Annotated in this window: 40 protein-coding genes and 1 pseudogene; 7 read left to right on the forward strand and 34 right to left on the reverse strand. The window is 45.3% G+C overall.

The genetic code is table 11. The features are described 5' to 3' along the window. Positions 1 to 448: 448 nt before the first annotated feature. Genes L5M40_RS21835 through L5M40_RS21850 form a run of 4 tightly spaced genes read right to left on the reverse strand, consistent with a single transcriptional unit; the run spans position 449 to position 4,054 of the window. Positions 449 to 1,036 (reverse strand): TlpA family protein disulfide reductase, encoded by a 588-nt coding sequence (locus L5M40_RS21835; protein WP_113941593.1) that lies wholly within the window; start codon positions 1,034 to 1,036, stop codon positions 449 to 451. Then, complete coding sequence (gene nrfF, locus L5M40_RS21840; protein WP_263177479.1) at positions 1,033 to 1,512, reverse strand: heme lyase NrfEFG subunit NrfF; 480 nt, start codon at positions 1,510 to 1,512, stop codon at positions 1,033 to 1,035. Before nrfF ends, L5M40_RS21835 begins: the two co-directional genes overlap by 4 nt. Further along, on the reverse strand, positions 1,509 to 2,063 hold the full coding sequence (locus tag L5M40_RS21845) for a DsbE family thiol:disulfide interchange protein (protein ID WP_105251044.1): 555 nt from the start codon (positions 2,061 to 2,063) through the stop codon (positions 1,509 to 1,511). The genes nrfF and L5M40_RS21845 overlap by 4 nt, the downstream gene beginning before the upstream one ends. Before the next feature lie 11 nt (positions 2,064 to 2,074). Beyond that, the gene (locus L5M40_RS21850; RefSeq protein WP_105251043.1) at positions 2,075 to 4,054 is read right to left on the reverse strand and encodes a heme lyase CcmF/NrfE family subunit; all 1,980 of its coding nucleotides are present in this window, start codon (positions 4,052 to 4,054) and stop codon (positions 2,075 to 2,077) included. A gap of 400 nt (positions 4,055 to 4,454) precedes the next feature. Here L5M40_RS21850 and ccmI point away from each other — a divergent pair, with 400 nt between their 5' ends. Continuing rightward, positions 4,455 to 5,705, forward strand: coding sequence for a c-type cytochrome biogenesis protein CcmI (ccmI, locus tag L5M40_RS21855; protein ID WP_263257242.1), 1,251 nt, complete (start codon positions 4,455 to 4,457; stop codon positions 5,703 to 5,705). A gap of 61 nt (positions 5,706 to 5,766) precedes the next feature. Here the strand turns inward: ccmI and L5M40_RS21860 are convergent, their stop codons facing one another. Further along, complete coding sequence (locus L5M40_RS21860) at positions 5,767 to 6,066, reverse strand: c-type cytochrome (protein WP_105251041.1); 300 nt, start codon at positions 6,064 to 6,066, stop codon at positions 5,767 to 5,769. Positions 6,067 to 6,384: 318 nt separating this feature from the next. On the opposite strand from L5M40_RS21860, the gene ccmA reads away from it, so the two are divergent. The 6 genes from ccmA (at position 6,385) to L5M40_RS21890 (ending at position 10,313) form a co-directional block, all read left to right on the forward strand. Further along, positions 6,385 to 7,035, forward strand: a complete 651-nt coding sequence (ccmA, locus tag L5M40_RS21865) for a cytochrome c biogenesis heme-transporting ATPase CcmA (RefSeq protein ID WP_131525727.1) — start codon at positions 6,385 to 6,387, stop codon at positions 7,033 to 7,035. An 11-nt stretch (positions 7,036 to 7,046) separates the two neighbouring features. Continuing rightward, the gene (ccmB, locus tag L5M40_RS21870) at positions 7,047 to 7,733 is read left to right on the forward strand and encodes a heme exporter protein CcmB (RefSeq protein WP_006079706.1); all 687 of its coding nucleotides are present in this window, start codon (positions 7,047 to 7,049) and stop codon (positions 7,731 to 7,733) included. Between the two features lies 1 nt (position 7,734). After that, positions 7,735 to 8,481, forward strand: a complete 747-nt coding sequence (locus tag L5M40_RS21875) for a heme ABC transporter permease (RefSeq protein WP_105251039.1) — start codon at positions 7,735 to 7,737, stop codon at positions 8,479 to 8,481. Beyond that, a complete protein-coding gene (ccmD, locus tag L5M40_RS21880; protein WP_105253042.1) occupies positions 8,481 to 8,681 on the forward strand; it encodes a heme exporter protein CcmD in 201 nt (66 codons plus the stop codon). The genes L5M40_RS21875 and ccmD overlap by 1 nt, the downstream gene beginning before the upstream one ends. Next, positions 8,678 to 9,166 carry a cytochrome c maturation protein CcmE gene (gene ccmE, locus L5M40_RS21885; protein WP_105251038.1) on the forward strand — a complete coding sequence of 163 codons (489 nt, stop codon included), beginning with the start codon at positions 8,678 to 8,680 and terminating at the stop codon, positions 9,164 to 9,166. The genes ccmD and ccmE overlap by 4 nt, the downstream gene beginning before the upstream one ends. A gap of 196 nt (positions 9,167 to 9,362) precedes the next feature. Then, positions 9,363 to 10,313 carry an ABC transporter substrate-binding protein gene (locus L5M40_RS21890; RefSeq protein WP_242068452.1) on the forward strand — a complete coding sequence of 317 codons (951 nt, stop codon included), beginning with the start codon at positions 9,363 to 9,365 and terminating at the stop codon, positions 10,311 to 10,313. A 57-nt stretch (positions 10,314 to 10,370) separates the two neighbouring features. Here L5M40_RS21890 and rplQ read toward each other — a convergent pair whose 3' ends face one another. The 29 genes and pseudogenes from rplQ to tuf all read right to left on the reverse strand — a co-directional run. Further along, positions 10,371 to 10,766 carry a 50S ribosomal protein L17 gene (gene rplQ / locus L5M40_RS21895; protein WP_006083573.1) on the reverse strand — a complete coding sequence of 132 codons (396 nt, stop codon included), beginning with the start codon at positions 10,764 to 10,766 and terminating at the stop codon, positions 10,371 to 10,373. Positions 10,767 to 10,806: 40 nt separating this feature from the next. Further along, a complete protein-coding gene (locus L5M40_RS21900) occupies positions 10,807 to 11,796 on the reverse strand; it encodes a DNA-directed RNA polymerase subunit alpha (RefSeq protein ID WP_006083574.1) in 990 nt (329 codons plus the stop codon). A gap of 24 nt (positions 11,797 to 11,820) precedes the next feature. Then, positions 11,821 to 12,441: a 30S ribosomal protein S4 gene (rpsD, locus tag L5M40_RS21905; protein ID WP_006083575.1), complete on the reverse strand. Its 621-nt coding sequence runs from the start codon at positions 12,439 to 12,441 to the stop codon at positions 11,821 to 11,823. 32 nt (positions 12,442 to 12,473) lie between these two features. After that, positions 12,474 to 12,866, reverse strand: a complete 393-nt coding sequence (gene rpsK, locus L5M40_RS21910; RefSeq protein WP_006083577.1) for a 30S ribosomal protein S11 — start codon at positions 12,864 to 12,866, stop codon at positions 12,474 to 12,476. Between the two features lie 15 nt (positions 12,867 to 12,881). Beyond that, on the reverse strand, positions 12,882 to 13,238 hold the full coding sequence (gene rpsM / locus L5M40_RS21915) for a 30S ribosomal protein S13 (protein WP_011787581.1): 357 nt from the start codon (positions 13,236 to 13,238) through the stop codon (positions 12,882 to 12,884). Between the two features lie 117 nt (positions 13,239 to 13,355). Next, positions 13,356 to 13,469, reverse strand: a complete 114-nt coding sequence (rpmJ, locus tag L5M40_RS21920; protein ID WP_006083579.1) for a 50S ribosomal protein L36 — start codon at positions 13,467 to 13,469, stop codon at positions 13,356 to 13,358. Between the two features lie 21 nt (positions 13,470 to 13,490). After that, on the reverse strand, positions 13,491 to 14,831 hold the full coding sequence (gene secY / locus L5M40_RS21925) for a preprotein translocase subunit SecY (RefSeq protein ID WP_007644459.1): 1,341 nt from the start codon (positions 14,829 to 14,831) through the stop codon (positions 13,491 to 13,493). Between the two features lie 7 nt (positions 14,832 to 14,838). Beyond that, positions 14,839 to 15,273: a 50S ribosomal protein L15 gene (gene rplO, locus L5M40_RS21930; protein ID WP_006083581.1), complete on the reverse strand. Its 435-nt coding sequence runs from the start codon at positions 15,271 to 15,273 to the stop codon at positions 14,839 to 14,841. 3 nt (positions 15,274 to 15,276) lie between these two features. Continuing rightward, a complete protein-coding gene (gene rpmD / locus L5M40_RS21935) occupies positions 15,277 to 15,459 on the reverse strand; it encodes a 50S ribosomal protein L30 (protein WP_006083582.1) in 183 nt (60 codons plus the stop codon). 6 nt (positions 15,460 to 15,465) lie between these two features. Continuing rightward, positions 15,466 to 15,969 carry a 30S ribosomal protein S5 gene (gene rpsE / locus L5M40_RS21940; protein WP_006083583.1) on the reverse strand — a complete coding sequence of 168 codons (504 nt, stop codon included), beginning with the start codon at positions 15,967 to 15,969 and terminating at the stop codon, positions 15,466 to 15,468. An 11-nt stretch (positions 15,970 to 15,980) separates the two neighbouring features. Continuing rightward, the gene (gene rplR, locus L5M40_RS21945) at positions 15,981 to 16,331 is read right to left on the reverse strand and encodes a 50S ribosomal protein L18 (protein ID WP_006083584.1); all 351 of its coding nucleotides are present in this window, start codon (positions 16,329 to 16,331) and stop codon (positions 15,981 to 15,983) included. A 10-nt stretch (positions 16,332 to 16,341) separates the two neighbouring features. Beyond that, positions 16,342 to 16,875: a 50S ribosomal protein L6 gene (gene rplF, locus L5M40_RS21950; protein WP_105251036.1), complete on the reverse strand. Its 534-nt coding sequence runs from the start codon at positions 16,873 to 16,875 to the stop codon at positions 16,342 to 16,344. A 10-nt stretch (positions 16,876 to 16,885) separates the two neighbouring features. Next, on the reverse strand, positions 16,886 to 17,278 hold the full coding sequence (rpsH, locus tag L5M40_RS21955) for a 30S ribosomal protein S8 (RefSeq protein ID WP_006083586.1): 393 nt from the start codon (positions 17,276 to 17,278) through the stop codon (positions 16,886 to 16,888). Positions 17,279 to 17,302: 24 nt separating this feature from the next. Then, the gene (rpsN, locus tag L5M40_RS21960; RefSeq protein ID WP_006083587.1) at positions 17,303 to 17,608 is read right to left on the reverse strand and encodes a 30S ribosomal protein S14; all 306 of its coding nucleotides are present in this window, start codon (positions 17,606 to 17,608) and stop codon (positions 17,303 to 17,305) included. 10 nt (positions 17,609 to 17,618) lie between these two features. Continuing rightward, positions 17,619 to 18,158, reverse strand: a complete 540-nt coding sequence (gene rplE / locus L5M40_RS21965) for a 50S ribosomal protein L5 (RefSeq protein ID WP_006083588.1) — start codon at positions 18,156 to 18,158, stop codon at positions 17,619 to 17,621. Positions 18,159 to 18,170: 12 nt separating this feature from the next. Beyond that, a complete protein-coding gene (gene rplX / locus L5M40_RS21970; protein WP_006083589.1) occupies positions 18,171 to 18,485 on the reverse strand; it encodes a 50S ribosomal protein L24 in 315 nt (104 codons plus the stop codon). A gap of 11 nt (positions 18,486 to 18,496) precedes the next feature. Continuing rightward, entirely contained in the window at positions 18,497 to 18,865 is a 369-nt protein-coding gene (gene rplN / locus L5M40_RS21975) for a 50S ribosomal protein L14 (RefSeq protein ID WP_006083590.1), read from the reverse strand. A gap of 180 nt (positions 18,866 to 19,045) precedes the next feature. Continuing rightward, complete coding sequence (gene rpsQ, locus L5M40_RS21980; RefSeq protein WP_006083591.1) at positions 19,046 to 19,294, reverse strand: 30S ribosomal protein S17; 249 nt, start codon at positions 19,292 to 19,294, stop codon at positions 19,046 to 19,048. Next, on the reverse strand, positions 19,294 to 19,485 hold the full coding sequence (gene rpmC / locus L5M40_RS21985) for a 50S ribosomal protein L29 (RefSeq protein ID WP_006083592.1): 192 nt from the start codon (positions 19,483 to 19,485) through the stop codon (positions 19,294 to 19,296). The genes rpsQ and rpmC overlap by 1 nt, the downstream gene beginning before the upstream one ends. Continuing rightward, positions 19,485 to 19,895, reverse strand: a complete 411-nt coding sequence (gene rplP, locus L5M40_RS21990) for a 50S ribosomal protein L16 (RefSeq protein ID WP_006083593.1) — start codon at positions 19,893 to 19,895, stop codon at positions 19,485 to 19,487. The genes rpmC and rplP overlap by 1 nt, the downstream gene beginning before the upstream one ends. A gap of 11 nt (positions 19,896 to 19,906) precedes the next feature. Next, complete coding sequence (rpsC, locus tag L5M40_RS21995; protein WP_006083594.1) at positions 19,907 to 20,599, reverse strand: 30S ribosomal protein S3; 693 nt, start codon at positions 20,597 to 20,599, stop codon at positions 19,907 to 19,909. Positions 20,600 to 20,608: 9 nt separating this feature from the next. Further along, positions 20,609 to 20,941, reverse strand: coding sequence for a 50S ribosomal protein L22 (gene rplV, locus L5M40_RS22000; RefSeq protein ID WP_006083595.1), 333 nt, complete (start codon positions 20,939 to 20,941; stop codon positions 20,609 to 20,611). A 15-nt stretch (positions 20,942 to 20,956) separates the two neighbouring features. Then, a complete protein-coding gene (gene rpsS, locus L5M40_RS22005; protein ID WP_006083596.1) occupies positions 20,957 to 21,235 on the reverse strand; it encodes a 30S ribosomal protein S19 in 279 nt (92 codons plus the stop codon). 14 nt (positions 21,236 to 21,249) lie between these two features. Then, positions 21,250 to 22,074, reverse strand: a complete 825-nt coding sequence (rplB, locus tag L5M40_RS22010; protein ID WP_006083597.1) for a 50S ribosomal protein L2 — start codon at positions 22,072 to 22,074, stop codon at positions 21,250 to 21,252. Between the two features lie 16 nt (positions 22,075 to 22,090). Beyond that, the gene (gene rplW, locus L5M40_RS22015; RefSeq protein WP_025008843.1) at positions 22,091 to 22,393 is read right to left on the reverse strand and encodes a 50S ribosomal protein L23; all 303 of its coding nucleotides are present in this window, start codon (positions 22,391 to 22,393) and stop codon (positions 22,091 to 22,093) included. Then, on the reverse strand, positions 22,393 to 22,998 hold the full coding sequence (gene rplD, locus L5M40_RS22020) for a 50S ribosomal protein L4 (protein WP_113941598.1): 606 nt from the start codon (positions 22,996 to 22,998) through the stop codon (positions 22,393 to 22,395). The genes rplW and rplD overlap by 1 nt, the downstream gene beginning before the upstream one ends. Before the next feature lie 17 nt (positions 22,999 to 23,015). Continuing rightward, complete coding sequence (gene rplC, locus L5M40_RS22025) at positions 23,016 to 23,654, reverse strand: 50S ribosomal protein L3 (RefSeq protein ID WP_006083600.1); 639 nt, start codon at positions 23,652 to 23,654, stop codon at positions 23,016 to 23,018. 30 nt (positions 23,655 to 23,684) lie between these two features. Next, complete coding sequence (rpsJ, locus tag L5M40_RS22030; RefSeq protein ID WP_006083601.1) at positions 23,685 to 23,996, reverse strand: 30S ribosomal protein S10; 312 nt, start codon at positions 23,994 to 23,996, stop codon at positions 23,685 to 23,687. Between the two features lie 334 nt (positions 23,997 to 24,330). After that, positions 24,331 to 24,578, reverse strand: a pseudogene (tuf, locus tag L5M40_RS22035) (elongation factor Tu); the annotation flags it as partial.

The following is a 24,578-nucleotide window of genomic DNA, read 5'->3' on the forward strand; positions in this document are numbered from 1 at the left end:
CAAACTGTACATATTACTATGAACACTCATTGTTACATTGATTTAAATTTTTGACTGCCAACCCGAAGGTTAAGCAGTTTCGATTAACTCAACACCTGTGAGTGTCCACACAGATTTCTTGTTTTATCTTGTTAAAGAGCAACTCAATATTCGTAAGAGAACTTGAGTACCACACTGAGCGTCGAACGCTTCCAGTTGGCTAGGGCTGCGTATTCTACGCATTTCCCGTTTCGCGTCAAGGAGTTTTTTCAACTTCTTGCTGCKRTTGAATTAAGTGCTTAAAAGCGACTCAATTCAACCTAACTCGTCAGCCTGCTTTCGCTGTCTGCCGTGTCAGTGGATGCGCATTATAGGCAGTGAAACTTTTTGTGCAAGGGCTTTTTAAATGAAAAAAGATCGCATGGCGATCTTTTAAACAACGGCGATTATTTTACATGCAAAGTGCCCATTAATTGGGCTTTTTGCTGCCTTTATCGATAAAACCTTGGATTAGCGAGACGGCTTTTACGTCATCCCAATCAACATAGGATCGAACAAAGGCAATCAATTGACCCTGTTGATCAAGAATAAAGGTCGCAGGAATCGTGTCGAGCGGAAAAACGTTTCCAAGACTTTGTGGTTGATCATAGTAAGAGTTGAAATTCGCCATACCCAATGAACTTAAGAACGGCTGAACCTGCTGCTTACCTTCTGCATCAATTGAGATAGGCAGTACGACAAAATCTTCAGTCTTGAACTTAGTTGCTAACCTTTCGATTGCAGGCAACTCTCTGACACATGGCGGACACCAAGTCGCCCACATGTTAACCATAATGATCTTGCCTTTAAATTGGCTGAAGTCGATAGCTTTACCATCGACATCATTAAAGGCAACAGGCTCAATAGGAAAAGTCTTTGGCAGTACATTGATCAAATCAACCGTTGATTCCATCGGTTTAGCCGTTTGCTGCATACCAGGGTACGCATGCGCGACCCCAGCAACAAATACCGAAAGAATGGATGACAACATGAATGCCGTTATGACTTTATGCTTCATTTTGTATTGCGCTTTAGCAAGGTATCTAACTCGCGCTGATCTTCTGCGCTAATTTCGTTCGGCACATTACCGCCAATACGTTGCTTACGAATGAAGATGAATCCAATCACTAGACCCAGAAGTAATAAACCAATAGGACCTAACCAGAGAATGTAGGTCTTGGTTTCCATCTTAGGTTTATAGAGAACAAACTCACCGTAACGACTAGTCATAAACTCGATGATCTCATCATCCCCTTTTCCTTCGTCAACCATCTTGAATACCTCAAGACGCAGATCTCGAGCAACGGGTGAATTGGAGTCGATCAAATTTTGGTTTTGACACTGTGGACAACGTAGTTCATGGGCCAAAGACAAACCGCGCTTTTGATTTTCAGGTGACTTGAATTCGTAAGTATCAACTGGTGTTGCCATGACGGCAGTCGTCATGCTGAACATCAGCACTAGACCACCTATGATTTTTATCATCGTTCTCATGCTGCGCCATCCTTCGCTGCTTCAGCTTGTAATTGTTGGATCATAGGGTAAAGGGTTTCACTCCATACGCGTTGGTCTATTGGACCTGCATAACGGAAACGGATAATACCGTTGTGATCAACAATAAAACTCTCTGGAGCACCATAAACGCCAAGATCTAATCCTAAACGCCCATCTTTATCATAAATATTAACGTTGTAGGGATCGCCCTGACGTTTTAACTCTTCTAACGCAGGAACACGCTCATCACGATAGTTGATCCCGTAAATTGGCAGAAGATTTTTACGTTTTAGCATCACTAAGAAAGGATGCTCATATTTACAAGATGGACACCACGTCGCCCATACGTTAAGTAATGATACCTTACCTTTTAATTGCTCATTCGTTATGATCTCAGCCGGTGTTTCTAGGCGTTCCAGTTGGAAAGCCGGAATAGGCTTCCCTTCCAGTGCTGAATCCAATTGCTGCGGATTCAGAAATAACCCTTTATATAGAAACACCCCCATGGCGAGAAATATGACCAATGGGATAAACAGAACCAACTTCTTCATACATTCCCCAATTATTGAGCCGTTGCCAATTTTGCCTTTTCGGCCAAAGGCGCGACAGCTGCAGTGACTTTCGCACGGTAACGTTTATCCGATGCAGCGAAGAATCCACCTATCATCATGAAAATTGCCCCAAACCATAACCAACGCACGAACGGCTTATAGTTTAAACGAACCGCAAATTCAGTGCTGGTAATAGGGTCGCCCATAGTCACGTACAAGTCACGGAATAGACCCCAGTCAATACCGGCTTCTGTCATATCCATAGTTCGCACATTATATTGACGACGATCAGGTTTTAGTAATGTCAGTAGCTCATCGCCCTTATAGATCTCTATCTGTCCCTGCTGTGCAGTGTAGTTAGGACCCACTACGTTTTTGGTCTCGAGATACTTAAAAGTATAACCGGCGAGTTCTTGGCTTACACCAGGTCCCATACGAACACTTTTCTCAATCGAGTAATTTGACACCATAGTGGCACCAATCACAGAAACGGCAATACCGAGATGCGCGAAGATCATACCAAGCTGACTACGGCCCATGCGGCTGATGCTGATATCACCTTCTTTCGACTTGACCATGTTATAGGCCGCTCTTGCGGTAGCCAGAATAATCCAAGCCGCGGCTGCAATACCAAAGGTAACCCAAATATTGAATACACCATCGACGATAAATGGCGTCACAATACCGATAGCAGCAGCAATCATTGCTGGGATCAATAGCTGACGCTTAAGCTCGCCCGCTTTCGATTTTTTCCAGCGAATAATTGGACCAATACCCATAAAGCCAAATAGCACTAATACGATAGGCACGAACACCGCATTAAAGTATGGAGGTCCAACAGAGATTTTACCCATGCCAAGCGCGTCGATGAGCAATGGATATAATGTACCCAATAGTACCGTACCTGCGGCAACCGTCAGTAGCACGTTACATACTAAGAGCATTGTTTCTTTAGACTTAAGCTCGAAACGGGCAGGACTACTCATTTCACTGGCACGTAAAGCAAACAGTGTTAATGAACCGCCAACAGCTAAACCAAGTAACAACAGGATGAACATACCGCGGCTTGGATCGGCTGCGAATGAATGCACTGAGGTTAATACACCTGAGCGAACAATAAAGGTACCAAGCAAACTTAAAGAGAAAGCAAAAATAGACAGTAATACAGTCCAGTTACGGAAGGCGCCGCGTTTCTCAGTCACAATCAAAGAGTGAACAAGCGCAGTACCCACTAACCAAGGCATAAAAGAGGCGTTCTCAACGGGATCCCAGAACCACCAACCGCCCCAGCCTAATTCATAATAAGCCCACCAAGATCCTAGTGCGATACCGCCCGTAAGGAAGGTCCAAGCAGCCAATGTCCATGGACGAGTCCAACGAGCCCATGCAGAATCAAGACGGCCGCTCATCAGCGCAGCAATCGCAAATGCAAAGCTTACAGAGAAGCCCACATAACCTAAGTACAACATAGGAGGATGGAAGATTAATCCCACGTCCTGCAGCATTGGATTTAAGTCACGACCTTCGGCAGGGATCGGGAATAAACGTTCAAATGGGCTAGATGTGAGTAGCATAAACAAACTAAAGCCAATCACAATAAGAGCCAATACTGCCAGCACACGGGCAGTAAATACTTCTTCTAAACCTTTGCTAAACAAGGCAACCGCAGCCGCCCAAGTTGATAAAGCAAACACCCAAAATAACAGTGACCCTTCATGACCGCCCCATACGGCCGAGATCTTAAAGAAGATAGGTAACTGAGAATTTGAATGATGTGCCACATAGGCGACCGAGAAATCATCGACGGCAAAACTATAAGCCAGCACGACAACAGATAAGGTAATAAAAAAGAACATTCCGTACGTTAATGGCCAAGCGTACCTAACAAGGTATTGGTCTTTTCTGGCAACACCTATTAGGGGGACGCTGATTAATAAGAAGGCAAAAGCCACCCCTATTATCAACGCAAAGTGTCCAAGTTCTGGGATCATGGGTTTTCCTCAGTCTTCAATAATATGTTGATTTAGAAAGACTCTATCTCAACGCACAACATGCTATTCACGCAAATGCACGAAATTTTGCTCATTTTAGTATTTGCTATTGTTCCTGTCTGCCTCTTTCGTACAAAACTGGGTTACTTGTCTCATTCTCAATTTTAGAGGTCGATGAAAGTCACGGAAGAGGCTCAGTTCTGCATGTGACCGACAAATGACACTTAAGTTTCATACAAAATTTACAAGAAGAATCAATTTGTGAACCAGTGCCCAACTATAAGCTTTCAGCACTGGGATTACCTTATATTACTGTTCAATGAACAATCTTTACGTATAATCTTGCTTCCAAGCCTAGCGGTTACTCCGCTTTCTGCAAACTAAAGTGAATATAGAAACAATGACGACATTTTGGATTTTTATTGCGCTTGTTATGTTAGTCGGCCTGATGCTGATTTGGATCCCGCACTTCAGACAGCAAAAATTGCTGAAAACGGAAGAAGCTGGAGTTCGTAAACAAACGAACCTTGAATTGTTCAATGAGCGCTTAGGCGTTCTTGAAAAAGAATTAAGTGAAGAGCTACTCGATCAAGCCGAATTTGATGCATTGAAGAAAGAACTGGAAATCAGTCTACTCCAAGACATCAAACAAGCGAACGACGATTCACTGGTCAACCAAATAAAGCCAAAGACGATTCTGTGGCCGTCGATCATGTCAGTTTGTTTGATTGTCATCTCAGGCTATCTATATCAACACTTAGGTGCCTTCGAGAATATTGATAGTGCTCAACAACCTGCAAATCCACATGCAGGAATGGATACGGCTCAAATCATGATGCAACGCGTGCAGATGATGGAAGCTCAAGTTAAAGCCGAGCCAGAAAACAGCCAACTGTGGTTTAGCTTAGGTCATGCTTATGTATCAGCAAACCAATACGATAAAGCGATTGCGGCTTTCGATAAAGTAATCGAATTAGTCGGAAAGCATGCAGAATTGCTCGGTCCAAAAGCAACGGCGATGTATTACAAAGCGGGTCAACAAATGACACCGCAAGTCCAAGCTCTTATCGATGAGTCCTTAGCTATGGATGCCCAAGATCCTTCAACGCTACTGCTCGTGGGTATGGATGCTTTCTTTACTGCTGACTACAAGAAAGCCATCACCTCTTGGCAAACGATTTTAGATAGCGGTCATGCCGACGTTGATCGTGCTGCTCTTATGAATGCAATCGAAACCGCCAACTTACGCATGCAGTCGGAAACCGCTGGCATGCCAAATGATGATGCACATAAGCAAGTCAAAGCGAGTGCTAAATCGGTCAATGTCACTATATCTATCTCTGCAGAACTTGCGGCTAAAGCCAGTCCAGAAGACACCATTTTCATCTTTGCCCGTGCAACTGAAGGACCTAAAGTTCCATTAGCTGCAACCAAAGTCAGTGCGAAGTCTTTCCCGATTACAGTGACATTAGATGACAGTAGCGGTATGGGTGGTGATGTGAAGTTAAGCGATGCAGCCAATGTGGAAGTGATTGCAGTGCTGTCTAAACAAGGTAATATCAAACCGCAAACGGGTGATATTCAAGGCAAGATCAGTAAAGTCGCCGTAGGCGATACAGCGAACCTAGTACTTGATACTCAAGTGCAATAAATCGCAGTTAATTGCAGATATAAAAAAACCGGCTTTCGCCGGTTTTTTTATATCTGAAAAATTACTTAGCTGTAGACATAAATTTGATAGCAGCTTTGTAATCATCATCAGTACAATCAGTACACATACCGCCTGGTGGCATAGCATTCAGACCGGTTTTCACACTCTTCACTAGAGCGTCAACACCCTTAGCTAAGCGTGGTTCCCATTCTGCAGCGTTGTGTACTTTTGGAGCACCAGCAACACCCATACTGTGGCATACGGTACATGCCTTATTATAAATAGCCTCAGCATCTTGAGCTGAAGCGTTAACTGACATAGTCAAAGCAGCGACAGCAGTCATTGCTAAAAGTTTTTTCATGTTCAATGTTCCTAATGCAAATACGTACAAAGCTCGGCGCCGCCCTTACTTAGGCAGACTCATTATAGCCGACTAAGATTACTACAAACTTCAAGAAATCTCATCTTTTTGTGATTAGAATCTCAACACAAAATGAATCAGGCGACAAGGATGACAAATTCGTTAATATATTAGCAAGTCGTAAAAAAGTTCGATAAATATTGCGGTTATTGGAACCACATCATATTGCTGACATCTAGTGCAAACCAAGAGTAAACCCCCAATAACGTTTGTGTTAGAATGACTTGTGTTTCCTTCCGGCTTGAGATAGAGGGTTCAGTGACAAATATAACTAAAGAAACCACATTAGTGTCAGCCAGCAAGCTGACCTGTATCCGCGAAGAACGCATCCTCTTTGATGAGTTAAGTTTTGATATAAATGCCGGTGACATTGTTCAGATTGAAGGCCCTAACGGCGCAGGCAAGACCAGTTTATTACGCATATTGGCGGGCCTTTCTCGCCCCTATGCCGGACAAACTTTTTACATTAATGAAGACATAAACCGTTGCCGCGATGAATACAATGAAGACCTCTTGTATTTAGGCCATTTAGCTGGCGTGAAATGCGAGCTGACTGCCGAAGAAAACCTTAATTTCAATTTAAGAATCAGTGGTTATGATGACTTTGATACGTCAGAGATTTTAGCCAAAGTCAATTTAACGGGCTTTGAAGAAGCTCTCGCGGGGCATTTATCCGCAGGCCAGCATCGCAGAACAGCGCTATCAAGATTGTGGCATAGCAACTGTAAAATTTGGATCCTTGACGAACCTTTTACTGCAATTGATAAAAAAGGCGTCGAAGAACTGGAGCAGTTATTTATTCAGCATGCGGATAATGGTGGTTGTGTGATCCTCACAACTCACCAAGATATGGGCATTATCACAGATGATAGGCTTCGTAAAATTCGTCTCGATTATCGCTTCATATAAGGTCAGGCTCAATGAAAAGAGGCATCAGTTTTACCCAAGCATTTTTCACCTTGCTGCAGCGAGATCTTAAAATTGCTATTCGCCACCGCGGCGACATTTTTAACCCACTGCTATTTTTTATTATGGTCGTTACCTTGTTTCCGCTGGGAATTGGACCAGAGCCGCAAATGTTAGCACGTGTGGCACCGGGGATAATTTGGGTAGCCGCATTATTAGCATCAATGTTGTCACTTGAAAGGCTTTTCAAAGCCGACTTTAGTGATGGTAGCTTAGAACAAATGCTATTAAGCCCACAGCCATTAGCCATTCTCGTATTAGCTAAAGTGTTAGCCCACTGGATTTTAACAGGTGTGCCACTGATTATTATCGCACCACTGTTAGCGGTATTACTCAATCTAGACGGCAACAGCTACGGTGCGTTAATTTCAACGCTTGCGCTAGGCACGCCAGTATTGTCGCTGTTAGGTGCTATTGGTGTGGCATTAACCGTCGGTCTAAGGAAAGGCGGCGTGTTACTCAGCTTACTTATTTTGCCCCTATATATCCCAGTACTCATTTTTGCAACGAGTGCCATAGACGCGGCAGGAATGAATTTACCCTATGATGGTCAGCTCGCTATAATAGGCGCTATGCTGGTCGGATCGTTAACCTTAGCACCTTTTGCAATTGGTGCATCTCTGCGAGTGAGTACTAACTAAAATGTGGAAATGGTTACACCCTTACGCGGATCCTGAACGCGCATATAAATTATCAGGAACGTTATTTCCATGGTTTGCGATCTTAGCCGGTCTATTGATTGCTGTTGGCACTACATGGGGACTCGTCTTCGCGCCGACGGATTACCAGCAGGGTGATAGCTACCGTATTATCTTTATCCATGTTCCTGCCGCGTCTATGTCAATGGCGGCTTATATGGGTATGGCAACAGCGGCCTTTATCGGTCTAGTTTGGCAAATAAAACTTGCCGACTGGGCTGCAGCATCTATTGCTCCCATTGGTGCAGTAATCACCTTTATCGCACTCTTTACCGGAGCAGCATGGGGCAAACCTATGTGGGGTGCTTGGTGGGTATGGGATGCACGCTTAACTTCTGAGCTGGTATTACTATTCCTATATCTAGGTGTGATCTCGCTCTATGCCTCATTTGAGGATAAAGTGCTCGCAGCTCGTGCAGCAGGGATCTTAGCGATCGTCGGTGTGATTAATATTCCTATCATCAAATACTCAGTTGAATGGTGGAGCTCATTACATCAACCGTCGACAATACGCATTACCGAGAAATCGACTATGTCGACGGAAATGCTCTATCCACTGTTAATTAACATACTGGGCTTCGGTCTTATGATTGGCGCCATCACTATTGTTCGTTTTAGAGCAGAAATTTTAGCAAGAAATGGCATGCGCCCTTGGGTCCGTGAACTAGCTAAAGCGGAGGAGGTCAAATGATGCAATTCGATTCAATCAGTGATTTTTTTAATATGGGCGGCTATGCATTCTATGTATGGCTATCCTACGGAGTGACCTTCTTCTGCCTCTCTACGCTCATCATTACCAGCGCACGCCAAAAGCGTAAGGTGTTAATTGATATCGCGAAGAAGATGGATAGAGAAGAACGCCTAAAAGAAACTAGGAGTACTAAATCGTGAACCCAAGACGCAAAAAAAGACTGACATTAGCTGTAGCATTAATCGGTGGCGTTGCTGCGATTACTTCGCTTTTGCTCTATGCGCTGAACTCCAACTTGAACTTATTCTATACTCCGTCTGAAATTGTCCACGGCAAGACAGACACTGGCGTAAAACCTGAAATTGGCCAACGTATTCGTGTCGGCGGAATGGTGACGGTAGGTTCTATGGTGCGAGATCCCAAAAGCTTGCATGTCGAATTTGCAGTGCATGACTCCCTCGGCGGCGAAGTACTGGTCACTTATGACGACCTATTGCCCGATCTTTTCCGTGAAGGACAAGGCATTGTTGCTCAGGGTGTACTGGGTGCTGATGGCAAACTAGAAGCAACTGAAGTACTGGCCAAGCATGATGAAAACTACATGCCACCAGAAGTCGCTGAAGCCATGGGCCAAAAGCACGAAAAGTTAGATTATAGCCAGCAAAAGGCACCAGATACTAAGTAGGTTATTGATGGATCAGCAATAGCGTACAAACTAAGCCTCCTAGCTTAATAACTAGTGAGGCTTTTTTATTATCTGAATATGCACAATTAAAGGTGGACTATACTCTAGGCAGCGCCAATACCTAAGACTGCATATGATTCAAATAAGACAACTAAACTCTAGTTTGCAACACATTCTAAGCTTCCTAATTATCTGCTTGGTAGGCCTCTCTCAGGAAGCCAATGCTGCTAAAGTTGTTGTTATCGAAAGCTACCATCATAGCTATCAATGGGACCAAGAATACTATCAAGCGATTTATGACACGCTCAGCCCTCACCACGATGTTAGTTATTTCGAGATGGATACCAAACGCTTACCCCAAGAGCAATTTGCTGAACGGGCTGACTTAGCATGGAAATATATTCAACAACAAGCACCCCAATTGGTTATTCTCGCCGATGATAATGCGGTTAATCTCTTACACCAGCGCCTAAATGACAGCCTAATCCCAGTAGTCTATTTAGGGGTGAACATGAATCCTAGAGAATATCATCTCAATGAACACAAACGCTTCACAGGCGTCATTGAGAGACCACTACTACGACGTTCACTACTGCTCATTCAACGTTTACTACCACAGACTGTGCATAGAAAAATCTTAGTTCTATTCGACCAAGGAGTCACCTCTGACTCAGCGGCAGAATACATCAGTAAACAACACTCAAGCATGTTAGGCGATATCGAAGTTAATTTAGTGCAATTGTCACAGCTAACGGATTGGCAGCGGAATGTATTGACCGCGAAGGAACAAGGTTATAACGCTATAGTCGTGGCGCTATACCACACAGTTAGAGATGCAGATAATCGCTCAGTAGATGCAGATCAGCTCCTAAAATGGATATCTGAACATACTCCGGTACCGAATTTTGGGTTTTGGGGATTTAGTGTCTCTGCTGAAGGTAATATTGGTGGCTATGTTCTCGATGGCTATCATCATGGCAAGATTGCAGCAAATATGGCAACAAAAATACTCGGCGGCGAGAAACCCGAAAATATTTTCCCAGTAACAGATGATCTTGGAAAATACATGTTTAGCCAGAAAGGCTTAGCTAAATGGAATATCGTCCTCCCAAAAGAAATCGAGAAAACCACACTTTGGGTGAAATAGTCAAAAAGGCATAAAAAAGCCGGGCTAATGCCCGGCTTTTTAAAAGTGTAACCTTAATTACTCAGCAGCTTCAACATCAACAGCTTGAGCAGCTTCTGGGCGACCAACTAGCTCGATGTAAGCCATAGGGGCTTTATCACCAGCACGTAAACCGCACTTAAGGATACGGGTATAGCCACCAGGACGTTCCTGGTAACGTGGACCCAACTCAGTAAATAACTTACCAACGACTTCAGCGTCGCGAGTACGTGCAAACGCTAAACGACGGTTTGCAACGCTGTCACTCTTAGCAAGTGTTATCAGAGGCTCAACTACGCGACGCAGTTCTTTCGCTTTAGCCACAGTTGTCTTGATGATCTCATGACGAACTAGTGAACCGGCCATGTTGCGAAACATGGCTTGGCGATGACTGCTGTTACGGTTTAGTTGACGACCACTCTTACGATGGCGCATGACCTAATCCTTATAACCTAAATCTGTACAAACCTGAGACTTATAGGTCGTCTGCTAAACTAGCTGGAGGCCAGTTTTCCAAACGCATACCTAACGACAGTCCGCGAGAAGCTAAAACATCCTTAATTTCAGTAAGAGATTTCTTACCTAAGTTCGGGGTTTTCAGCAACTCAACTTCAGTGCGCTGTACCAGATCTCCGATGTAATGAATCGCTTCGGCTTTCAAGCAGTTAGCCGAACGTACAGTTAGCTCTAAATCGTCGACAGGACGCAGCAGAATCGGATCGAATTCCGGTTTCTCTTCTTTCAGCTCTGGCTCAGTCACGTCACGTAACTCTACAAACGCATCTAGCTGTTCAGCCAGAATAGTTGCAGAACGACGGATAGCTTCCTCAGGATCGATAGTACCGTTTGTGGTCATATCGATAACGAGTTTATCTAAGTCAGTACGCTGTTCTACACGTGCTGCTTCTACATTGTAGGCAATACGTGCAACTGGCGAGAAAGAAGCATCAACCAGCAAGCGGCCGATTGGGCGATCATCGTCTTCGGTCTGTGCACGAGCAGATGCTGGTACATAACCACGACCACGCTCAACGCGAATACGCATGCTGATATCATTGTTACCTGTCAGATGACAGATAATATGATCAGGATTCACGATAGTGACATCACCATCATGCGTGATATCTGCTGCGATGACAGGGCCTGCGCCGGACTTGCTCAACGTAAGCATAGCCTCGTCTTTACCCTCGATGGTCACTGCTAACCCTTTCAGGTTTAACAAGATCTCAAGGATATCTTCTTGAACGCCTTCCTTACTGCTGTATTCGTGCAGTACACCGTCAATCTCGACTTCGGTAACCGCGCAGCCGGGCATAGACGACAATAGGATGCGACGCAACGCGTTACCTAAAGTGTGGCCGAAACCACGCTCAAGTGGTTCCAATGTAACCTTGGCACGTGTTGAGTTAACCTGCTCGATATCAACGAGACGCGGTTTAAGAAATTCTGTAACAGAACCCTGCATTGTGTCCTCTCTTGTTTGTTAGCCTTACTTAGAGTAAAGCTCGACGATCAGCTGTTCGTTAATTTCCGCAGACAAATCGCTACGTTCTGGAACGCGCTTGAAAGCACCTTCCATTTTCGCGTTGTCGACTTCAACCCATGTAGGCTTCTCGCGTTGAGCTGCCACTTCTAAAGCCGCTTTAATACGAGCTTGAGTACGTGACTTCTCGCGGATGCTCACAACATCATTCGCAGACACTTTGAATGATGGAATGTTAACAACACGACCGTTAACCATAATAGATTTATGGCTTACTAGCTGACGTGATTCTGCACGAGTTGCACCGAAGCCCATACGATAAACAACGTTATCAAGACGGGTTTCCAAAAGCTGAAGCAGGTTTTCACCTGTGTTGCCTTTAGTACGTGCAGCATCTTTGTAATAGTTACGGAATTGTTTTTCTAACACACCGTAAATACGACGAACTTTTTGTTTTTCGCGTAACTGAGTACCGTACTCTGACAAACGTGGCTTACGAGCGCCATGTTGTCCAGGTGCAGTTTCCAGTTTACACTTTGAATCGATTGCTCTCACACCGCTTTTTAAGAAAAGGTCTGTACCTTCTCGGCGACTGAGCTTGAGCTTGGGACCCAAGTATCTTGCCATGATCTTTCTCCAACTATCCTAATGAAACGGCGTTATACACGACGCTTTTTAGGAGGACGACAACCATTATGAGGGATCGGCGTCACATCGGTAATGTTGGTAATTTTATAACCAACAGCGTTCAGCGCACGAATGGCTGACTCACGACCTGGACCTGGACCCTTCACAAACACTTCAAGGTTTTTTAAACCGTAGTCTTGAGCAGCAGCACCTGCACGCTCAGCAGCCACCTGTGCAGCAAATGGAGTAGATTTACGTGAACCACGGAAACCTGAACCACCTGAAGTAGCCCATGACAACGCATTACCTTGACGATCTGTAATGGTGACAATAGTGTTGTTGAAAGAAGCATGGATATGAGCCATGCCATCTGCAACCTGTTTACGTACGCGCTTACGCGGAGAACGTGACGGAACTTTAGCCATTGCTTTACCTTCCCGTTACTTTCTAATAGGTTTACGTGGACCTTTACGCGTACGCGCATTGGTCTTAGTACGTTGCCCACGGAGAGGCAGGCTACGGCGATGGCGGAGACCACGATAACAACCAAGATCCATAAGACGCTTGATGTTCATTGAAATCTCACGACGTAAGTCACCTTCTACTAGGTATTTGGCGACTTCTTCGCGTAGTGTGTCTATTTGAGCTTCGCTCAATTCCTTGATCTTAGCAGTTTCAGCGATTGCTGTAGCCGCGCAGATTGCTCTAGCGCGAGTACGGCCGATGCCGAAAATTGCAGTCAATGCGATGACTGTATGCTTTTGATCAGGAATGTTAATGCCAGCGATACGGGCCACTATGCACTCCTTAAAGTTAAAGGCCAACTGCGAAAAGCCCGAAAGGATACTCGACAGTCGACAGATTTGCAAACAAAATTTTGTTCAGCCCAATTCATGGGCTGAACAAATTACTTTTTAGCCTTGACGCTGTTTGTGTTTTGGTTCAACACAGATAACGCGTACAACGCCACTACGCTTGACGATCTTGCAGTTACGGCAGATCTTCTTCACGGAAGCTCGAACTTTCATTTCATCACTCCGTAAAGCTACTTAGCGACCAAAGCGATCTAAATTCGCTTTGTTAACTAGGTTAGCTTTCTTCATCACAGACTCATACTGATGAGACATCATATGCGTCTGAACCTGAGCCATGAAGTCCATGATTACGACTACCATAATTAGTAGTGAAGTACCGCCGAAATAGAACTGTACTTTCCACGCAATTAACATGAACTCCGGAATTAAGCAGATAAAGGTTATGTATAACGCGCCTGCCAATGTCAAACGGGTCATAACTTTATCAATGTAACGCGAAGTCTGTTCTCCAGGACGGATCCCAGGGATGAATGCACCACTCTTCTTCAAGTTATCTGCTGTTTCACGTGGGTTAAACACCAACGCAGTATAGAAGAAACAGAAAAAGATAATCGCTGTTGCATATAATAATGAGTAAAGCGGTTGTCCAGGTGACACAGCCAGTGAAAAATCACTTAACCATGACATGGACTCATTTTGACCGAACCACTGAGCCAGTGTTCCAGGAAACAAAATGATGCTTGACGCAAAAATTGGCGGAATAACACCTGCCATGTTTATTTTCAGCGGTAGATGGGTACTTTGCGCAGCGAATACCTTACGGCCTTGCTGACGCTTAGCATAGTTAACGACGATACGACGCTGACCACGTTCCACAAACACTACAAAATAAGTCACTGCAAACACAATTACCGCGAGCAACAACAATACTAACACATTCAAGTCACCTTGACGCGCCTGCTCAGCCGTTTGGCCGATAGCGGAAGGTAATCCAGCAACAATACCTGCGAAAATCAAAATCGAGATACCATTACCTATACCACGTTCGGTAATTTGCTCACCTAGCCACATAAGGAACATAGTTCCTGTTACTAAGCTCACAACCGCAACAAAGTAGAATCCAAATCCAATGTTGACCACAAGGCCTGGCACTAAGTTTGGTAACCCGGTTGCAATACCGACCGACTGGAATGTACCCAGCACTAAGGTACCCCATCTGGTATATTGACTGATTTTCTTACGTCCTGATTCGCCTTCTTTTTTCAATTCAGCGAGTGCAGGATGTACGACAGTCAACAGTTGCATGATAATCGATGCCGAAATGTACGGCATAATACCTAATGCAAAGATAGAGGCACGCTCAAGGGCACCACCCGAGAACATGTTAAACATGCCAAGGATGGTTCCACTTTGCTGAGCAAACAGCTCTGCTAATACAGCTGCGTCAATACCAGGAATTGGCACAAACGAACCGGCTCTAAAGACGATAATCGCACCAATCACGAACAGGAGGCGAGCTTTCAATTCTGAAAGTCCACCTTTCGCGCTTTTTAAATCAAGTCCTGGTTTTGCCATCGACGTATTATTCCTCGATCTTACCGCCGGCAGCTTCAATAGCTGCACGTGCACCTTTGGTTACCTTCAGACCTTTAACAGTCACAGGGCGCTCAATGGTACCTGAAAGAACAATTTTCGCAAACTGGATGTTGCGAGTTATTACGTTCGCATCTTTCAGAGCGTTTAAGTCGATAACATCACCGTTAACTTTTGCCAGTTCGAGTACACGAACTTCAGCTGTTACCATAGCGCGACGCGAGGTAAAACCAAATTTAGGTAAACGGATTTTAAGTGGCATTTGACCACCTTCGAATCCTGGGCGTACACCGCCACCAGAGCGAGACTTTTGGCCTTTATGACCACGACCCGCTGTTTTACCTAGACCTGAGCCCATACCACGGCCTACACGCTTTGGTGCATGCTTAGAGCCTGCTGCTGGAGATAGAGTATTTAAACGCATCTATTAATCCTCCACCTTAACCATGTAGTAGACCTTGTTGATCATACCGCGAACAGAAGGAGTATCTTCTAATTCAACAGTGTGACCAATGCGACGCAAACCAAGACCCGTTAGGGTTGCACGGTGCTTCGGTAAACGACCGATACCGCTTTTAGTTTGAGTAACTTTTACAGTTTTAGTTGCCATGGTGCATTACCCCCGAATTTCGTCAACATTCAGGCCACGCTTAGCTGCGATTTGCGAAGGTGACTTCATGTGCACCAATGCATCGACAGTCGCGCGAACGATGTTGATCGGGTTAGTAGAACCGTATGCTTTTGACAGAACGTTATGCACGCCTGCTACTTCCAATACGGCACGCATTGCGCCACCGGCAATAATACCAGTACCTTGTGATGCAGGTTGCATGTACACAAGTGAACCAGTATGACGACCTTTAACTGGGTGATGCAGAGTACCTGCATTCAACTCAACGGTCACAATGTTACGACGAGCTTTTTCCATCGCTTTTTGAATCGCGGCTGGAACTTCACGTGCTTTGCCATAGCCATAGCCAATCTTACCGTTACCGTCACCCACTACTGTCAGTGCTGTGAAGCTAAAGATACGACCGCCCTTAACTACTTTAGAAACACGATTAACTGCAATTAATTTCTCTTGCAGATCGTCTTTTTGCTGAGCTTCTAATTTAGCCATTTTATAACCCCTTAGAACTTCAGGCCAGCTTCACGAGCTGCATCTGCTAAAGCAGCTACACGACCGTGATACTTGAAACCAGAACGATCGAACGCAACTGAAGTTACGCCTTTTTCGATCGCGCGCTCAGCAACAAATTTACCTACTGCTTTCGCTGCGTCTACGTTACCGGTACTCTTCAGTAGCTCTTTAACCGCTTTTTCTACGGTTGAAGCAGCTGCCAACACCTGAGCTTCAGGATTGATCACCTGAGCATAAATGTGACGCGGTGTACGATGTACAACCAGACGGTTCACGCCCAGCTCTTGGATCTTCTTACGAGCGCGAGTAGCGCGACGTAAGCGAGATGTTTTCTTATCCATATCGCGTTACCTACTTCTTCTTAGCCTCTTTACGGCGTACTACTTCGTCGTCATAGCGAACACCTTTGCCTTTGTATGGCTCTGGTGGACGGTATCCGCGAATCTCAGCAGCGACTTGGCCAATTAACTGTTTATCAACGCCACGTAGGACGATGTCAGTTTGGCTAGGGCACTCTGCAGTAACGCCTGCGGGCAGTTTGTGTACTAACGGATGAGAGAAACCTAAAGTAAGGTCGATATCAGCACCGACGAGTTTCGCACGGTAACCAACACCAACTAACTTTAACTTACGCTCAAAACCTTGAGATACACCAACAACCATGTTGTTTACTAATGCACGAGTTGTACCAGCCTGTGCCCAAGCGTTAACAACGCCTTCAACAGGGAGGAACTTAACTACGCCGGCTTCAATAACAACATTGACCGCATTGTTGATCACTCGAGTCAGACTACCTTTTCCGCCTTTGACGGTAAGGGTCTGTTCGTTCAAGGTCACCTCTACGCCAGCTGGAATAGATACTGGTGCTTTTGCTACACGAGACATTCCTAGCTCCTTAAGCTACGTAGCAGATAACCTCGCCACCCATGCCTGCAAGGCGGGCGGCACGATCAGTCATCAAGCCTTTAGAAGTGGACACAATTGCGACACCCAGACCGCCCATCACCTTTGGAAGTTCGTTTTTACCTTTGTAAATACGAAGACCAGGGCGACTTACACGCTGGATAGTCTCAACGACTGGTTGGCCTTGGAAATACTTTAAAGTAACTTCCAGTTCAGGCTTGGCTTCATCTGCTACGGCGTAATCAGCAATATAACCTTCATCTTTAAGTAGTTTCGCAATTGCGACTTTCAACTTAGCTGAAGGCATCTTCACTGATACGTGGTTAGCAGCTTGGCCGTTACGAATACGGGTTAACATATCCGCAATAGGATCTTGCATGCTCATATTAGCTTACTCCGTGACAAGTGCTTACCAGCTGGCCTTACGCAGGCCAGGAACTTCACCACGCATGGTTGCTTCACGTAATTTGATACGGCTTAAGCCGAATTTACGTAAGAAGCCATGAGGGCGACCAGTTTGATTACAACGATTGCGTTGACGCGCAGCGCTGGAATCACGTGGTAGAGCTTGCAGCTTAAGAACCGCATCCCAACGATCTTCGTCAGAAGAAGCTGGACTTGCAATGATAGTCTTAAGAGCCGCACGCTTTTCAGCGTACTTGGCCACGAGCTGTGCACGTTTAGCTTCACGTGCTTTCATTGATGTTTTTGCCATTACGCTACCCTTATTTCTTGAATGGGAAGTTAAAAGCGTCTAACAAAGCACGACCTTCTTCATCATTCTTCGCAGTAGTAGTGATAACAATATCCATACCACGAATCTTATCGATTTTATCGTAATCGATTTCTGGGAAGATGATCTGCTCACGCACGCCCATTGCGTAGTTACCACGGCCGTCAAACGCTTTAGCGCTTAAGCCACGGAAGTCACGAATACGTGGGATTGCGATATCGACTAAACGCTCTAAGAATTCCCACATACGCTCACCGCGTAGGGTCACTTTACAGCCAATAGGGTAGCCTTCACGGATTTTAAAACCAGCAACTGACTTACGAGCTACAGTCACAACTGGCTTTTGACCAGCGATTGCAGTCATATCACGGACAGCATGGTCCATGATTTTCTTGTCTGCAACAGCTTCGCCAACACCCATGTTCAGGGTGATTTTCTCAATCCGAGGGACTTGCATGACACTGGTATAACCGAACTTTTTAGCAAGTTCAGCGACAACAGTCTCTTGGTATTTATCATGCAGTTTCGCCATCGTTTACTCCAATTACTTAACGAGTTCACTGTTCGATTTGAAGAAACGAACTTTTTTGCCGTCTTCAAAGCGGAAACCAACGCGATCAGCTTTGCCAGTGGCAGAGTTGAAAATCGCTACATTTGATGCTTGTATCGGTGCTTCTTTCTCAACAATACCGCCAGCTACGCCCAATTGTGGGTTTGGCTTTTGGTGTTTTTTGACAAGATTGATGCCTTCAACAATCAATTTACCAGTAGGAAGGACTTGAGAAACTTTTGCACGTTTACCCTTGTCTTTACCTGCTAATACAATCACTTCGTCTTCACGACGTATTTTAGCTGCCATTTTGAAGCTCCTTACAGTACTTCTGGTGCCAGCGAGACAATTTTCATAAATTGCTCATTACGCAATTCACGTGTCACTGGTCCAAAGATACGAGTACCAATCGGCTGCAGGTTGTTGTTCAAAAGAACAGCTGCATTCCGATCGAAGCGAATGACAGAACCGTCTGGACGACGTACGCCTTTCTTAGTACGGACTACCACCGCGTTATACACATCGCCTTTCTTCGCTTTAGCGCGAGGAATCGCTTCTTTAACAGAAACTTTGATGATGTCGCCGATACCGGCATAACGACGATGAGAGCCACCCAAGACCTTAATACACTGAACTCTGCGTGCGCCGCTGTTACAAGCAACGTCAAGAGTCGATTGCATTTGGATCATTTTAAGTGCTCCGCTATCGTTACTACACAATTCCCACTATGGGACAATAAAAACACTCATTTTTGCTATTAATTTAGTCAAAAATGGCGCGCAAATATAACACCATAAAAGTGGAATGTATAGTATTAAAAAACAAACGGCCCCACATTCTGGAGCCGTTTACCTAAATACCTAATTAACTTAGGCCTTTGATACTACTTCAACCAGGGTCCAAGACTTAGTCTTAGACAAAGGACGACATTCGCGAATCGCTACTAAATCGCCTTCATTGCACTGATTCGTTTCGTCATGTGCATGGATCTTTGTCGTACGCTTAATGTATTTCCCATAAATTGGGTGTTTCACTTGGCGTTCGATAGCAACAGTAATGGACTTGTCCATTTTGTTGCTAGTTACACGACCCTGCAAAGTACGGATTTTATCAGACATTATGCACCCGCCTTAGAAGTAATAATGGTCTTAACGCGCGCAATGTTACGGCGCACCAATTTCAGTTGATTAGTCTGAGTCAACTGACCAGTGGCGTGTTGCATACGCAGGTTGAACTGCTCACGCAGCAGACCAAGTAGTTCAGCGTTCAGTTCTTCAACGCTCTTTTCTCTCAGTTCGCTCGCTTTCATTACATCACCGTCTTAGTTACGAAGGTAGTCTTAATTGGAAGCTTGGCAGCAGCCAAAGCAAACGCTTCACGAGCGATCACTTCAGAAACACCATTCATCTCATAAAGAACCTTACCAGGTTGAATCTGACATACCCAGTATTCAACGTTACCTTTACCTTTACCCATACGCACTTCAAGAGGCTTAGAGGTAATCGGCTTGTCCGGGAAAACTCGAATCCAAATTTGTCCCTGACGCTTAATGTGACGTGTCATGGCACGACGTGCAGATTCGATCTGACGTGCAGTTAAACGGCCACGGCCGACTGCTTTCAGACCAAAAGTACCAAAGCTAACTTCGGTACCGTTCGCTAGACCGCGGTTGCGGCCTTTGAACATCTTGCGAAACTTCATACGTTTAGGTTGCAGCATTGCCGGCTCTCCTATTTACCACGAGGCTTGCGCTTAGGTTGCTGCTGCTTCGGCTCTTCAATCTGTGGCAGCATTCCGTCTAGAACTTCACCTTTGAAGATCCAAACTTTAACGCCAATCACACCGTATTGGGTGTGACTTTCAGATGTAGAATAGTCGATATCAGCACGCAAAGTATGTAAAGGTACACGACCTTCACGATACCACTCATCGCGCGCAATCTCAGCTCCGCCTAAACGGCCACTAACTTGTACTTTGATACCTTGAGCACCAATACGCATTGCGTTTTGAACTGCGCGCTTCATAGCACGACGGAACATTACGCGACGCTCTAATTGCTGTGCAATTGAGTCAGCAACTAACTTGGCATCTAGCTCAGGTTTACGGATCTCAGCGATGTTAATTTGAGCAGGAGTGCCAGCAAGTTTTGACACTGCAGCACGCAATACTTCAACGTCTTCACCTTTCTTACCGATCACAACACCTGGACGGGCAGTGTGAATGGTAACGCGGATGCTTTTCGCTGGACGCTCGATAACAATCTTAGATACTGAAGCAGCTTGTAATTTCTCTACAAGAAACTTACGCACTTCCCAGTCGCTGTTCAGGTTACTTGCGTAATCTGATTTATCTGCGTACCAGGTAGAGATCCAAGGCTTGGTGATACCCAGACGGATACCATTAGGATGTACTTTCTGTCCCATTGCTCTCTCCTAGCGATCTGATACAACCACAGTAATGTGGCTGGTACGCTTCATGATACGATCAGCGCGGCCTTTAGCACGTGGCATGATACGCTTCATAGTTGGGCCTTCATCTACGAAGACGGCTCCGACTTTAAGCTCATCAATATCCGCGCCTTCGTTGTGTTCGGCGTTTGCGATAGCTGAGTCAAGTACTTTTTTAACCAGTACGGCGGCTTTCTTGGGGCTGAAAGTCAAAATTTCGAGGGCCTTAGCAACAGGCAATCCACGAATTTGATCAGCAACCAGACGGGCCTTCTGCGCAGACGTACGGGCAAAACGATGTTTAGCTAAAACTTCCATCTTATTCCTCCCGTATTAACGCTTCTTCGCTTTCTTATCTGCAGCATGGCCGCGATAAGTGCGAGTTGGTGAAAATTCACCAAGTTTGTGGCCGATCATTTCGTCAGTTACGAACACAGGAACGTGCTGACGACCATTATGGACAGCGATGGTCAAACCAATCATATTTGGAATGATCATAGAGCGACGTGACCAAGTCTTAATAGGCTTTTTGTCACCGGCTTCCATCGCTTTCTCTACCTTCTTCAGCAAGTGCAGGTCAATGAAGGGACCTTTCTTGAGAGAACGTGGCATGGCGAATCCTCTTACTATTTATTACGACGACGTACGATGTACTTGTCAGTGCGCTTGTTACTACGAGTTTTATAACCCTTAGTTGGCACACCCCATGGAGTCACTGGGTGACGACCACCAGAAGTACGGCCTTCACCACCACCGTGTGGATGGTCTACTGGGTTCATTGCAACACCACGCACTGTAGGACGTATGCCTCTCCAGCGCTTAGCACCTGCTTTACCTAACTGGCGTAGCATGTGTTCGGCATTACCAACTTCACCAAATGTCGCGCGGCAATCAACTGGCACTTTACGCATTTCGCCAGAGCGAAGACGTAGAGTGGCATATGCGCCATCACGAGCAACAACTTGTACATAAGCACCTGCAGAACGAGCGATCTGAGCACCTTTACCAGGCTTCATTTCAACTGCGTGAACTACAGAACCTACTGGGATGTTGCGCAGTGGCATAGCGTTACCGGTTTTGATCTCGGCAGCAACACCAGACTGGATCTTATCGCCAGCTTGCATGCCTTTGGCAGCAAGAATATAACGACGCTCACCATCCGCATACAATACTAACGCGATGTTAGCAGTACGGTTTGGATCGTATTCCAGACGCTCAATCTTTGCAGGGATACCATCTTTATCGCGTTTGAAGTCGATTAGACGATAATGCTGCTTATGACCACCACCTACGTGACGGACAGTGATACGGCCAGTATTGTTACGGCCACCACTTTTAGATTTTTTCGCCAACAAGCCAGCAAAAGGTTTACCCTTGTGCAGGTCAGTGTTCACCACTTTAACTACGTGGCGACGACCTGGAGAGGTTGGCTTACACTTAATAACTGCCATGATAATTCTCCTTTGCTTACTCAGCGCCGCCGACGAAATCGATGTCAGCACCAGCAGCTAGAGTCACATAGGCTTTTTTCCAATCGCTACGACGACCAGTACGGCCACCAGTGCGTTTAGTTTTGCCTTTGCTCACTAAAGTGCGAACTGAATCAACTTCAACTTCAAATAGCTTAGCAACAGCAGCTTTAATTTCAGCTTTAGTTGCATCGATAGCTACGCGGAAAACAACAGTGTTGTGCTTCTCAGCGTTCACAGTGCTCTTTTCAGAGATATGTGGAGCGAGAATAACTTTTAGCAAACGTTCTTCGCGGATCATCATGCTAGCATCTCCTCGATTTGCTTCACTGCGTCAGCAGTCACAAGCACAGTGTTGAAGGCGATCAGACTCACTGGGTCTAGACCCGCTACATCACGAACGTCAACCTTGTACAGGTTACGAGCTGCTAAGAATAAGTTCTCATCAACTTCTGCAGTCACAATCAGAACGTCTTCAAGGTTCATTGCTTTCAATTTAGCTTTCAGCTCTTTAGTTTTAGGAGCTTCAACACCGAAAGATTCAACAATAACCAAACGCTCTTGACGTACCAATTCAGACAGAATGCTTCTCAGCGCGCCGCGGTACATCTTTTTGTTAACTTTTTGGCTGTGATCTTGGGTTTTAGCAGCGAATGTTACGCCACCGCCACGCCAGATTGGGCCTTTAACAGAACCAGCACGAGCACGGCCAGTTCCTTTTTGGCGCCAAGGCTTTTTGCCTGAGCCAGTTACTTCCGCACGAGTCTTTTGAGCACGAGTGCCCTGACGCGCGTTTGCAGCGTATGCTACAACTACCTGATGAACCAGTGCCTCGTTAAAGTCACGGCCGAAGGTAGTTTCGGAAACTTCAAGAGCGCTTTGCGCGTCTTTCAATACCAATTCCATTACTATCTCCTCAGACCTTAAGCTTTAACGGCAGGCTTGATAATCAAGTCGCCATTGGTAGCGCCAGGAACAGCGCCACGGACTAGTAGCAGGTTACGCTCAACATCTACACGAACAACAACTAGATTTTGAGTAGTAACACGCTCGGCACCCATATGGCCTGACATTTTTTTGCCTTTGAATACGCGACCAGGCGTTTGGTTCTGACCGATAGAACCATTCGAGCGGTGCGACAAAGAGTTACCGTGAGTCATATCTTGAGTACGGAAGTTCCAACGCTTAACGCCGCCTTGGAAGCCTTTACCTTTTGATTGACCAGTAACATCAACTTTCGCTACGTCTGCGAAAATATCAACATTTAGCTCAGCACCAACTTCAATGCCCTCGCCTTCACCGTCTACCAAACGCATTTCCCACAAACCACGACCGGCTTCAACGCCGCTCTTGGCAAAGTGACCTGCTTCTGGTTTAGTGATGCGATTGGCTTTTTTGGTGCCAGTTGTAACTTGAAGTGCACGGTAGCCGTCAGTTTCTAAAGTTTTCACTTGAGTAACACGGTTGCCTGCAACTTCAATTACAGTAACTGGTATTGAAACACCATCTTCAGTGAAGATGCGAGTCATACCAACTTTACGACCAATAAGACCGATAGCCATCTCTCAAACCTCTTCTTACTAGGATCTCAATTAACCCAAGCTAATCTGTACGTCGACACCAGCCGCAAGATCTAAACGCATTAATGCGTCAACAGTCTTTTCAGTTGGCTCTACGATGTCAACCAGGCGCTTGTGTGTACGTAATTCGTACTGGTCACGAGCATCTTTATTAACGTGCGGAGAGATCAAAATGGTATAACGCTCTTTGCGAGTAGGTAGTGGAATTGGACCACGAACCTGCGCGCCTGTACGCTTAGCAGTTTCAACGATTTCCGCTGTAGACTGATCAATTAAGCGATGATCAAATCCCTTTAAGCGGATACGGATTCTTTGGTTCTGCATTGACCAGAGCTCCTAAAATGGACATATAAAAAATCACCCTCTAGCTTCTTCAATATAGAAAAGCAGAGCGAGATGATTTAACCGTTCGACTCCCAATCGGAGCCGCTATGATAATGATTAACTTCAGCGACTAATCATTTAATTCGTCAACCTAAGTCGACGAGGGGGCCATTATACCTATCTAAATCCGGATATCAAGCCCGCTGTGTAAATAGTCATCAAATAACTATTTAACTTCAGAGTGGCGAGCATTTTACACAAATTTGTGAATAAAACCAGCCCTCAAACAAAAAAGGAAGCCGAAGCTTCCTTTTCAAACTAATTTCTRTCGCRATTAAGCGATGATTTTAGCTACTACACCAGCACCAACTGTACGACCACCTTCACGGATTGCGAAGCGTAAACCTTCGTCCATCGCGATTGGGCAAATCAGAGTCACTACCATTTTGATGTTGTCGCCAGGCATTACCATCTCTACGCCTTCTGGCAGTTCGATAGTACCGGTTACGTCAGTTGTACGGAAGTAGAACTGTGGACGGTAGCCTTTGAAGAATGGAGTGTGACGTCCGCCTTCTTCTTTTG

This window comes from Shewanella sp. SM68, from assembly GCF_025653925.1.
In the GTDB taxonomy this organism is placed as follows: domain Bacteria; phylum Pseudomonadota; class Gammaproteobacteria; order Enterobacterales; family Shewanellaceae; genus Shewanella; species Shewanella oncorhynchi.